The sequence below is a fragment of the Streptomyces mesophilus genome, assembly GCF_011044995.1.
Classification (GTDB): domain Bacteria; phylum Actinomycetota; class Actinomycetes; order Streptomycetales; family Streptomycetaceae; genus Streptomyces; species Streptomyces mesophilus.
The window spans coordinates 1-10,966 of sequence record NZ_JAAKZW010000255.1; the positions used below are offsets into that span (position 1 = coordinate 1).

Genomic DNA, 10,966 nt, shown 5'->3' on the forward strand with positions numbered 1-10,966 from the left:
CCCCCCACACTCCCGCCCCGGCGCGCTCTCCCCCGTGCGCGCCGGGGCGGGTCCTTTTGCGCGCCGGGCGAACAAAACCCCTGCCCGATATGCCTGCCTCGTTCCGTACCAGCCGGTAATAAAGACGCCCGACCAGAGGCCCTTCTGCCCCGTATTACGGGCCTTCGGGCCTCTTTTCGTCCCAGGGGACGGGCGGTCGGCTGGCCGATGCCTCAGAGCCGGTTAGGCTCTTGTCGCAAGGCCAAAGCGACCCTGCACTTCTAGCGTCACATCCCAGAAGGAGATGCTCGTGCCGTCCATCGACGTCGTCGTAGCCCGGGAAATCCTGGACTCCCGAGGCAACCCCACGGTCGAGGTCGAGGTTGGCCTCGACGATGGCAGCACCGGCCGTGCTGCCGTTCCGTCCGGTGCCTCCACCGGTGCGTTCGAGGCTGTGGAGCTCCGTGACGGAGACGCCAACCGCTACCAGGGCAAGGGTGTCGAGAAGGCCGTTCTGGCCGTCATCGAGCAGCTCGGCCCGGAGCTCGTCGGCTACGACGCCACCGAGCAGCGCCTCATCGACCAGGCCATGATCGACCTGGACGCCACCGACAACAAGGGCTCCCTCGGCGCCAACGCCATCCTCGGCGTCTCGCTCGCCGTGGCCCACGCCGCCTCCGAGGCCAGCGACCTTCCGCTGTTCCGCTACCTCGGCGGCCCGAACGCGCACCTGCTGCCCGTTCCGATGATGAACATCCTCAACGGTGGCTCCCACGCGGACTCCAACGTCGACATCCAGGAGTTCATGATCGCCCCGATCGGCGCGGAGTCCTTCTCCGAGGCCCTTCGCTGGGGCACCGAGGTCTACCACACGCTGAAGTCCGTGCTTAAGAGCAAGGGCCTGGCCACCGGCCTCGGCGACGAGGGCGGCTTCGCCCCGAACCTGGACTCCAACCGCGAGGCCCTCGACCTGATCGTCGAGGCCATCAAGCAGGCCGGTTACGTTCCCGGCCAGCAGATCGCGCTCGCCCTGGACGTGGCCGCCTCCGAGTTCTACAAGGACGGCAAGTACCAGTTCGAGGGCAAGTCCCTCTCGGCCGCCGAGATGACCGAGTACTACGAGCAGCTCGTCGCCGACTACCCGATGGTCTCCATCGAGGACCCGCTGTTCGAGGACGACTGGGCGGGCTGGAAGGTCCTCACCGACAAGCTGGGCGACAAGGTCCAGATCGTCGGCGACGACTTCTTCGTCACCAACCCGGAGCGTCTGGCCCGCGGCATCGAGGAGGGCTCCGCGAACGCCCTCCTGGTCAAGGTGAACCAGATCGGTTCGCTCACCGAGACCCTCGAGGCCGTCTCGCTCGCGCAGTCCAACGGCTACAAGTGCATGATGTCCCACCGCTCCGGCGAGACCGAGGACGTCACCATCGCCGACCTGGCCGTCGCCACCAACTGCGGCCAGATCAAGACCGGCGCCCCGGCCCGCTCCGAGCGCGTCGCCAAGTACAACCAGCTGCTGCGTATCGAGGAGATCCTCGACGACGCCGCGGTGTACGCCGGCCGCAGCGCCTTCCCGCGGTTTCGCTCTGCGAACTAATAAGCACAGCAAGGGCTGAGCACCGACCGATCGGGCCGTCAGGGCTGATCACAGCTTCGGCTAGCCAGTCGTCCGTACGTCCCCGCACCCGGTCCCGTACCGTGTGCGGGGACGTCGGCGTATAGGGGAGCAGGGGAGGCGGGAGAGATGGCCGGGAAGGACCACCGGGACCGGTTCTCCACCACGACGAGGCTGCGACTGCTCGGTGAACAGACCGCCGCCCGCGTCTACCGTTCCCAGACCCGCCGCCAGGCCCGTCGCTCCCGGCTCACCGGCCGCGCGGCACTGCTCGCGCTGGTCGTCTGCTCGCTGATCGTGGCGCTCGCCTATCCCATAAGGCAGTACGTCGCCCAGCGCGCCGACATCGCCGACCAGCAGCGCCTCCTGGACGAGGAGCGCGCCGAGACCGAGCGGCTGCGCGACGAGAAGGCCCGCTGGCAGGACCCGGCCTACATCGAGCGCCAGGCCCGCGAGCGGCTGCACATGGTGCACCCCGGCGAGACCGGCTACACCGTGGTCGACCCGTCCGCCGCCCGCGAGCGCCGCAAGGACACCAAGGCGACCGCCGACCGCGCCTGGTACGTGAACCTCTTCGACGGCGTCGACACCATGGACCGCGCCGGCCAGGCCGCCGGGGGCGACGAATAGGAGCCCTCGGAACCCCGGGATACAGCCCCTTTCGTGTGGATCATCCACCGAGGAGATAACCGAGGAGATACCTGCCCGTCTCCCCACGACCCCCGGATTGGCCCCCGGGCCGGATCTCCCGTACTTCTTGTACGTACTTCTTGCACGCAGGCAACTCGGCCGTATGACGAGCCGTATGACGACCGGAAAGACCAGGCATGGAAACCCCGCCGCCCTCCACCCCGCGCACCGAGCCGACCGACGCCGACGTCGAGGCCTTCAAGCAGCAGCTCGGCCGCCCGCCGCGCGGTCTGCGGGCCATCGCGCACCGCTGCCCGTGCGGCCAGCCGGATGTCGTCGAGACCGCGCCCCGGCTGCCCGACGGCACGCCCTTCCCGACGCTGTACTACCTGACGTGCCCCAAGGCCTCCTCGGCCATCGGCACGCTCGAGGCGAACGGCGTGATGAAGGAGATGACCGAGCGCCTGGCGACCGACCCGGAGCTCGCCGCCGCCTACCGCGCCGCGCACGAGGACTACATCAAGCGCCGCGACGCGATCGAGGTGCTCCAGGGCTTCCCGTCGGCGGGCGGTATGCCGGACCGCGTGAAGTGCCTGCACGTCTTGGTCGGCCACTCGCTCGCGGCCGGTCCTGGCGTGAACCCGCTCGGCGACGAGGCACTTGCGATGCTGCCGGAGTGGTGGCGCAAGGGTGCCTGCGTGACGGTCGCGGAGCCCGCCGGTGAAGGGGAGTCCGAGTGACCCGCGTCGCCGCCATCGACTGCGGTACGAACTCGATCCGCCTCCTGGTCGCCGACGCCGACCCCGCCACGGGTGAACTCGTCGACCTGGACCGGCGGATGACGATCGTCCGCCTCGGCCAGGGCGTCGACCGCACCGGCCGCCTCGCCCCCGAGGCCCTGGAGCGCACGTTCGCCGCCTGTCGCGAATACGCCGCCGCCATCAAGGAGTTGGGCGCCGAGAAGATCCGCTTCGTGGCCACCTCGGCCTCGCGGGACGCGTCGAACCGGGATGACTTCGTACGGGGCGTTCTGGAGATCCTGGGGGTCGAGCCGGAGGTCATCAGCGGTGACCAGGAGGCGGAGTTCTCCTTCACCGGCGCGACCAAGGAGCTGACCGGCAGCAGCGACCTGGCGAAGCCGTACCTCGTGGTCGACATCGGCGGCGGATCCACGGAGTTCGTGGTCGGGGGCTCCCGCGTGGAGGCCGCACGCAGCGTGGACGTCGGCTGCGTGCGCATGACCGAGCGGCATCTCGTCGCCGGCGGTGAGGTCGTCGACCCGCCGACCCCGGACCGTATCGCCGCCATCCGCGCCGATATCGCGGCCGCACTCGACCTCGCCGAGCAGAGCGTCCCGCTGCGCGAGGCGCGCACGCTCGTCGGCCTCGCCGGCTCCGTCACGACGGTCGCCGCGATCGCGCTCGGCCTGCCCGCGTACGACTCGGCCGCGATCCACCACTCCCGTATCCCGTACGAGCAGGTCGCCGCCGTGGTCGAGCGGCTGACCACCGCGACGCACGACGAGCGCGCCGCGATCCCCGTGATGCATCCGGGGCGCGTGGACGTCATCGCGGCGGGCGCCCTGGTGCTCCTCATGATCATGGAGCGGATCGGAGCGTCCGAGGTCGTCGTCAGCGAGCACGACATCCTCGACGGGATCGCCTGGTCGATCGCATAGTTCGCTCACCGATGCCCTTGATCGATTGCGTCAGGGGCCTTGGAATCCACGGAAGTCGGGCCGGAAGCGGGCCTTCCGACCCGTCGTCCACAGGAACTTCGTGAAGTTCTTCACAAGGAAATGGCGCCCCTCGGGTGAACTGGGCGGCCCCGGAGTCCGAATCGGGGACATGATCATGGTGTACGCGTTGATTCCGGCGCGTTCCGCGTCTGTGACGCCTAGGTGAACGCGGGCAGTGGTCCACCCCGTGGATCCCCCGGAAACCCAGCTCAATAGGGGTGAACAACGTTCTCCCGTACCTCATGGTTCCCTCGTGTGACCATGAGCTGCATCACGCGAGCCGCGCAGTGTAGCAGAGGGGCCCGGCAACCTTGTGAAGGGGCGCACGAGCGACCCCCGCCGACCGGGTGGATACTCGATGGCATGAGCACCACGGAGCGTCCCAGGATCCTCGTAGTAGGTGGCGGGTACGTAGGCCTGTACGCAGCGCGACGCATTCTCAAGAAGATGCGTTACGCGGAAGCGACCGTCACGGTCGTCGACCCGCGCTCGTACATGACGTATCAGCCCTTCCTCCCCGAAGCTGCTGCCGGCAGCATCTCGCCGAGGCACGTCGTCGTACCGCTGCGACGCGTTCTGCCCAAGGCCGAGGTGCTCACCGGTCGCGTCACGAACATCGACCAGGACCGCAAGGTCGCCTCCATCGCCCCGCTGGTCGGCGAGGCGTACGAGCTGCCCTTCGACTACCTGGTCATCGCGCTCGGCGCCATCTCCCGCACCTTCCCGATCCCCGGCCTCGCCGAGCAGGGCATCGGTATGAAGGGCATCGAGGAGGCCATCGGCCTGCGCAACCACGTCCTCGAGCAGCTCGACAAGGCCGACTCCACCAAGGACGAGGAGGTCCGCCGCAAGGCGCTGACCTTCGTGTTCGTCGGTGGCGGCTTCGCCGGCGCCGAGACGATCGGCGAGGTCGAGGACATGGCCCGCGACGCGGCCAAGTACTACAACAACGTCAAGCGCGAGGACATGCGGTTCGTCCTCGTCGACGCCGCGGACAAGATCCTTCCCGAGGTCGGCCCGAAGCTGGGCGCCTACGGCAAGGAGCACCTCGAAGGCCGCGGTATCGAGGTCTACCTGTCGACGTCGATGGACTCCTGCGTCGACGGCCACGTGGTCCTCAAGAACGGCCTCGAGGTCGACTCCAACACGATCGTGTGGACCGCGGGCGTCAAGCCCAACCCGGCGCTTCAGCGCTTCGGTCTGCCGCTCGGCCCGCGCGGCCACGTCGACACCCAGACGACCCTCCAGGTCCAGGGCACCGACTACATCTGGGCCGCGGGCGACAACGCCCAGGTGCCGGACCTCGCCGTCGGCGAGGGTGCCTGGTGCCCGCCGAACGCCCAGCACGCGCTGCGTCAGGCCAAGGTCCTCGGCGACAACGTGATCTCCGGTATGCGGGGCTTCCCGCAGAAGGAGTACAAGCACGCGAACAAGGGTGCGGTGGCGGGCCTCGGCCTCCACAAGGGCGTCGCGATGATCGTCATGGGCAAGATGAAGATCAAGCTCAAGGGCCGTCTCGCCTGGTACATGCACCGCGCGTACCACGGCATGGCGATGCCGACGTTCAACCGCAAGATCCGGGTCTTCGCGGACTGGACCCTTGCGATGTTCCTCAAGCGCGAGGTCGTGTCCCTCGGTGCGCTCGAGGCGCCGCGCGAGGAGTTCTTCGAGGCGGCGCGCCCCGCCCCGGTGGCTCAGACCTCCGCGGAGCGCCCCCCGGCCGCGGCCGCTTCGGCTCCGGCCCCGTCGTCGGAAAAGGCCAAGGCCTCCTGACGCCGTAACCAGCTCCAGCTCACGCCCGAAGGGGCCGCCCGCCATCCGTGGTGCGGGCGGCCCCTTCGGCGTTGGCATGTCCGGAAGCGATCGGGGGACCTATCGTCCACGTGATGTCCGATTCGCCCCATACGGTGCGCACAATTGGTCCCCCTGTCGGAGCTGAGCCCGTAGCGGCGGACCCCGTTCGAGCGCTCGAGTCGGCCTCCAACAGCCCTTTCGGGCTTGAAATCGGCGGTCGGGGTGTTTACGTGAAGGAGGGATCGTTCCGAGACAGGGAAGGTGATCCGTTATGCCGGACGCCGCGCAGCGGCTGACCACGCTCGCCGAGCAGCTCCTGGGGGCCGAGCTGCCCCTACGGCTGCGCGCCTGGGACGGCAGCGAGTACGGCCCCCCGAACACTCCCACCCTCGTCATCCGCCACCGCCGTGCCCTGCGCCGCATCCTGTTCAGGCCGGGCGAGCTGGGCCTCGCCCGCGCCTGGGTCGCCGGCGAGATCGATGTCGAGGGCGATCTGTACGAGGCGCTCGGCGCCATCTCCGGCCTCGTCTGGGAGCGCGACGACCTGCCCGGGCCGTCGCTGCGCGATGCGCCCACCCGCGCCGCCGTACGCGAACTCGTCCGCCTCGCGGGCCCGTTCCCGCCCCCGCCCCCGCCGCGCGAAGAGGTACGCCGCCGCACCGGCGCCCTGCACACCAAGATCCGCGACCGCCGGGCCATCAGCCACCACTACGACGTCGGCAACGACTTCTACGAGCTGGTCCTCGGCCCCTCGATGGTCTACTCGTGCGCGTACTGGGAATCTCCCGACAACACCCTTGAGCAGGCCCAGCGCGACAAGCTCGAACTCGTCTGCCGAAAGCTCGACCTCACACCGGGCCGAAGACTCCTGGACGTCGGCTGCGGGTGGGGGTCGATGGCCGTCCACGCCGCCCGCGAGCACGGCGTACGCGTCGTCGGTATCACGCTCTCGCGCGAACAGGCCACGTACGCGAGGAAACGCATCGCGGAGGAGGGCCTCACGGACCGGATCGAGATCCGCGTCCAGGACTACCGCGACGTCCGCGACGGCCCGTACGACGCGATCTCCTCGATCGGGATGGCCGAACACGTCGGCTCGGCCCGGTACCTGGAGTACGCGCGCGACCTGCACGCCCTGCTCAAGCCCGGCGGGCGGCTGCTCAACCACCAGATCGCGCGCCGCCCGCTGGCCGACGAATCGGCGTACAGCATCGACGAGTTCATCGACGCGTACGTCTTCCCGGACGGCGAGCTGTCCCCGGTCGGCAGCACGGTCACCCAGCTGGAGACGGCCGGCTTCGAGGTGCGCGACGTGGAGTCGATCCGTGAGCACTACGCCCTGACGCTGTGCCGCTGGGTGGCGAACCTGGAGGCGAACTGGCCGCAGGCCGTCCGGCTTTCGTCGCCGGGCCGCGCCCGTGTCTGGCGCCTGTACATGGCCGCGAGCGCGATGGCCTTCCGCCGTAATCGCATCGGTGTGAACCAGGTCCTGGCGGTACGGACTCCCGTGTCGGGGGCGTCGGGGCTGCCGCTCAGGGCGCGTACGTGGAAGGGCTGAGGGCGCAAGCCGAGGGCCCGGCTCCCCTTCACGGGAGCCGGGCCCTCACCTCGTACAGCCGAAATCAGCCGAAGACTTCACTCGGCCTTGATGGCCTCCAGCATGTTCAGGTTCGCCGCCCGCCGCGCCGGCCACAGCGCGGCGAGGACGCCGACCACGCCGGCGAGGGCGAGGAAGATGCCCATCCGGCCCCACGGGATGACCAGGGTGTACGTGGTCAGCGCGGACTTGAGCAGCTCGCCCGTGGCCCAGCCGAAGAACAGGCCGAGGCCGATGCCGAGCACACCGCCGAAGACGGAGATCGCGATGGCCTCCAGGCGGACCATCCGCTTGATCCCCTTGCGGTCCAGGCCGATCGCCCGCAGCATGCCGATCTCCTGCCGGCGCTCGAACACCGACATCGCGAGGGTGTTGATCACGCCGATCACGGCGACCAGGACGGCCATCGCGAGCAGGCCGTACAGCATGTTCAGGATCATGTTGAACATGCCGCCGATCTCCTTGGAGATATCGGCCTTGTCGTCGACGGAGATCGCCGGGTTCTCGCCGAGTGCCTTGACCAGCTTGTCCTTGGTGGCCTCCGAGACACCGTCCGAGGTCTTGAGCATGACCTGGAAGTCGGCCTCGGTCTTCATATGCGGCGTGAGGACCGAGGTGTCGACCATCAGGCCCTTGATCATCTCGTTGCCCTCGTAGACACCGACGAGGTTCAGCTTGCCGCGCTTGCCGTCCTCGTACGTGACGTCGACGCTCTGGCCGTTCTTCCAGCCGTACGCCTTGGCGGTGTCGCTGTCGACGACCGCGTTGTCACCGGTCAGGTTCCAGCCGCCGGCCGCGAAGTCCAGCTTGACCAGGTCCTCGATGGTCTTGCCGTTGACGCCGATCAGCTGGTCCGCGCGGGAGCCGCCGTCGGTCGTGTAGACCTCGGTGGGCGACATCCGCAGCGGCGTGGTCGCGGTGACGCCGTCCGTCTTCGCCAGGGTCTTCTCGACCTCGGGGGAGAGCGGCGACTGGTTGGTCATGGAGACCACGTAGTCGCTGCGCAGCGCCTCGGTGGCCATCTTGTCGATGGACTTCTGCAGGGTGCCCGCGATGACCGTGATGCCGGTGAGCAACGTGAGGCCGATCATCAGGGCCGAGGCGGTGGCGGCGGTACGGCGCGGGTTGCGCACCGCGTTCTGCCGCGACAGCTTGCCGGAGATGCCGAAGGCCTTCAGGAGCGGTGCGGCGACGCCGATGACCGGCCGCGAAAGGAGCGGGGTCAGGACGAAGATGCCGATCACCAGGAGGGCGGCGCCCAGGCCCATCGGGAGCTTGGCGTCGGAGGCGGCCATCGTGCGGCCGTACAGGACGGCGGCGATACCCAGGCCGCTGAAGACGGCGCCGATGGTGTTGCGGACGACCAGGCCCTTGGTGGTGGGGGCGGCGTGCAGCGCGTTCATCGCGGCGACCGGCGGGATCTTCGCGGCGCGGCGGCCCGGCAGCCAGGCCGAGAGCATCGTGACGACGATGCCGACGGCGAAGGCGGAGATCACGGTGGCCGGGGCGATGACGGTCGGGCCGTCGGGCAGCCCGACGTTCGTCCCGAGGATCGAGCGCATCCCGACACCGATGCCGATACCGGCGGCCAGACCGACCACCGCGGCGACCAGGCCGACGAAGAAGGCCTCGGCAAGGACGGAACGGGTGATCTGCTTACGGCTCGCGCCCACCGCGCGCATCAGCGCGATCTCCTTGGAGCGCTGGGCGACCAGCATGGTGAAGGTGTTGGCGATGATGAAGATGCCGACGAAGAGCGCGATCCCCGCGAAGACCAGCATGAACGTCTTGATGCCGGAGGTCTCGGCGTCGATCGTCTTCTCCTGGTCGGCGACGAGCTTGTCCGCCGTGTCCAGGTCCGCCGTCTTCGGCACGGCCGCGGCCAGCGCGTCGCGCAGCTCGGCCTGGCCGGTGCCGGGCGCGGCGGTCACCATGATCTGGTCGTACTCGCCGGGCTTCGCGAACTGCTTCTGGGCCGTGGCGTTGTCGAAGGTGACGAGGGTGCCGCCGGCGGAGACCGAGCCGTTGTCGTCGGCGTCGAAGATGCCGGTGATCTTCGGGGTGATCACCGGTCCGTTGACGGAGAGGCGGACGGTGTCGCCCACCTTGTAGCCGGCGCGCTCGGCGGTCTTGGAGTCGAGCGCGATCTCGTTCGCGCTCGATGGACCGGTGCCGGACTCCATCGGGTAGCGGTCGTCCTTGCCGTCCGCACCCGGCAGGTAGTTGGTGCCGGTGGAGGCCCAGCCGTCACCGACGAGCTTGCCCTTCTTGTCGGCGACGGCGGTGTAGCCGGAGACGGAGCCGGTCGCCGACTTCACGCCGGTGGTGGCCTCGACCTTGTCGAGCAGGTCCTGGGTCAGCTTCGGCGCCTGGCCGGGCTTGCCCTCTTCCTGGTTGCGGCCTTCCTTCGGCGTGATGACGACGTCGACGTCCTTGTAGTTCGTCGACGCGTTGTTCTTGATGGCCTGGGAGACGGAGTCGGTGAAGACCAGGGTGCCGGACACGAAGGACACGCCGAGCATCACGGCGAGCACGGTCATCAGCAACCGGGCCTTGTGCGCGAACACATTGCGCAAGGCAGTACGGAACATGTGAAGTCTCTTGTCTCTGTACGGAGTTGACTGCTGGTCGCTGACGCTCAGCTGGTGCGGCCCTTGGCGTCGAACCGCTTCATGCGGTCGAGCACGGAGTCGGCGGTCGGCTCGTACAGCTCGTCGACGATGCGGCCGTCGGCGAGGAAGACGACTCGGTCGGCATACGCGGCGGCCACCGGGTCATGGGTCACCATCACGACGGTCTGACCCAGCTCGCGTACGGAATTGCGCAGGAAGCCGAGCACCTCGGCGCCGGAACGCGAGTCCAGGTTTCCCGTCGGCTCGTCACCGAAGATGATGTCCGGCTTGGACGCGAGCGCGCGGGCCACGGCGACGCGCTGCTGCTGGCCGCCGGAGAGCTGGGACGGCCGGTGGGAGAGCCGGTCCTTGAGCCCGACCATGTCGATGACCTGCTGCACCCACTGCTTGTCGGGCTTGCGGCCCGCGATGTCCATGGGCAGCGTGATGTTCTCGTACGCGGTGAGGGTGGGCAGCAGGTTGAAGGCCTGGAAGATGAACCCGATCTTGTCGCGGCGCAGCTTGGTCAGCTGCTTGTCCTTGAGCGAACCCAGCTCGGTCTCGCCGATGCGCACGGAGCCGCTGCTGAAGGAGTCCAGCCCGGCCACGCAGTGCATCAGCGTGGACTTGCCGGAGCCGGAGGGGCCCATGATCGCGGTGAGCTGCGCCTGGCGGAAGTCGACACTCACGCGGTCCAGGGCGACCACCTGGGTCTCGCCCTGGCCGTAGACCTTGGTCAGCTCGGTGGCCCGGGCGGCTACGGCGGTGGCCTGGCTGGCGAGGGGGGTGGTGGTCACGGGGGCGGACTCCTGTTCGGGACGGGGAAAGGGACTCTGTCGAACTCGTTCCATCGTCGCCGCGTAAATCCCGCGTGAAGTCAGCCGCAGCTCTGGTTCCCGCGGCCCTCTTGAGGCTGATGGGCAGACCCCTGGCTCATCCCCAGGTATGACGGCCGACCCTGAGTCGCTGGTCCTTCGGCGGGAGGGGGGTCGGCCTTCGGT

General features: G+C 68.9%; 8 protein-coding genes. 6 read left to right on the forward strand and 2 right to left on the reverse strand.

Annotated elements, in window-relative coordinates; all coding sequences use genetic code 11:
- The first annotated feature begins 283 nt into the window (after positions 1 to 283).
- The 6 genes from eno to G6045_RS35125 all read left to right on the forward strand — a co-directional run bounded on the left by eno (position 284) and on the right by G6045_RS35125 (position 7,314).
- Positions 284 to 1,576 (forward strand): phosphopyruvate hydratase, encoded by a 1,293-nt coding sequence (gene eno / locus G6045_RS35100; protein ID WP_165336259.1) that lies wholly within the window; start codon positions 284 to 286, stop codon positions 1,574 to 1,576.
- A 147-nt stretch (positions 1,577 to 1,723) separates the two neighbouring features.
- Positions 1,724 to 2,224 (forward strand): FtsB family cell division protein, encoded by a 501-nt coding sequence (locus G6045_RS35105; protein ID WP_165336260.1) that lies wholly within the window; start codon positions 1,724 to 1,726, stop codon positions 2,222 to 2,224.
- A gap of 197 nt (positions 2,225 to 2,421) precedes the next feature.
- The gene (locus tag G6045_RS35110) at positions 2,422 to 2,964 is read left to right on the forward strand and encodes a DUF501 domain-containing protein (protein WP_165336261.1); all 543 of its coding nucleotides are present in this window, start codon (positions 2,422 to 2,424) and stop codon (positions 2,962 to 2,964) included.
- A complete protein-coding gene (locus tag G6045_RS35115; RefSeq protein ID WP_165336262.1) occupies positions 2,961 to 3,902 on the forward strand; it encodes a Ppx/GppA phosphatase family protein in 942 nt (313 codons plus the stop codon). The genes G6045_RS35110 and G6045_RS35115 overlap by 4 nt, the downstream gene beginning before the upstream one ends.
- A gap of 423 nt (positions 3,903 to 4,325) precedes the next feature.
- Positions 4,326 to 5,735: an NAD(P)/FAD-dependent oxidoreductase gene (locus G6045_RS35120; RefSeq protein ID WP_165336263.1), complete on the forward strand. Its 1,410-nt coding sequence runs from the start codon at positions 4,326 to 4,328 to the stop codon at positions 5,733 to 5,735.
- 292 nt (positions 5,736 to 6,027) lie between these two features.
- Positions 6,028 to 7,314, forward strand: coding sequence for an SAM-dependent methyltransferase (locus G6045_RS35125; RefSeq protein WP_165336264.1), 1,287 nt, complete (start codon positions 6,028 to 6,030; stop codon positions 7,312 to 7,314).
- A 77-nt stretch (positions 7,315 to 7,391) separates the two neighbouring features.
- Here G6045_RS35125 and G6045_RS35130 read toward each other — a convergent pair whose 3' ends face one another.
- Together G6045_RS35130 and G6045_RS35135 are read right to left on the reverse strand one after the other, a co-directional pair.
- On the reverse strand, positions 7,392 to 9,944 hold the full coding sequence (locus tag G6045_RS35130) for an ABC transporter permease (protein ID WP_165336265.1): 2,553 nt from the start codon (positions 9,942 to 9,944) through the stop codon (positions 7,392 to 7,394).
- A 47-nt stretch (positions 9,945 to 9,991) separates the two neighbouring features.
- Complete coding sequence (locus G6045_RS35135) at positions 9,992 to 10,762, reverse strand: ABC transporter ATP-binding protein (RefSeq protein ID WP_165336266.1); 771 nt, start codon at positions 10,760 to 10,762, stop codon at positions 9,992 to 9,994.
- Positions 10,763 to 10,966 lie beyond the last annotated feature (204 nt).

Coding starts and splice junctions, on each gene's coding strand:
- eno (WP_165336259.1), top strand. CDS start 284: ATGCTCGTGCCGTCCATCGACGTCGTCGTAGCCCGGGAAATCCTGGAC.
- G6045_RS35105 (WP_165336260.1), top strand. CDS start 1,724: ATGGCCGGGAAGGACCACCGGGACCGGTTCTCCACCACGACGAGGCTG.
- G6045_RS35110 (WP_165336261.1), top strand. CDS start 2,422: ATGGAAACCCCGCCGCCCTCCACCCCGCGCACCGAGCCGACCGACGCC.
- G6045_RS35120 (WP_165336263.1), top strand. CDS start 4,326: ATGAGCACCACGGAGCGTCCCAGGATCCTCGTAGTAGGTGGCGGGTAC.
- G6045_RS35125 (WP_165336264.1), top strand. CDS start 6,028: ATGCCGGACGCCGCGCAGCGGCTGACCACGCTCGCCGAGCAGCTCCTG.
- G6045_RS35130 (WP_165336265.1), bottom strand. CDS start 9,944: ATGTTCCGTACTGCCTTGCGCAATGTGTTCGCGCACAAGGCCCGGTTG.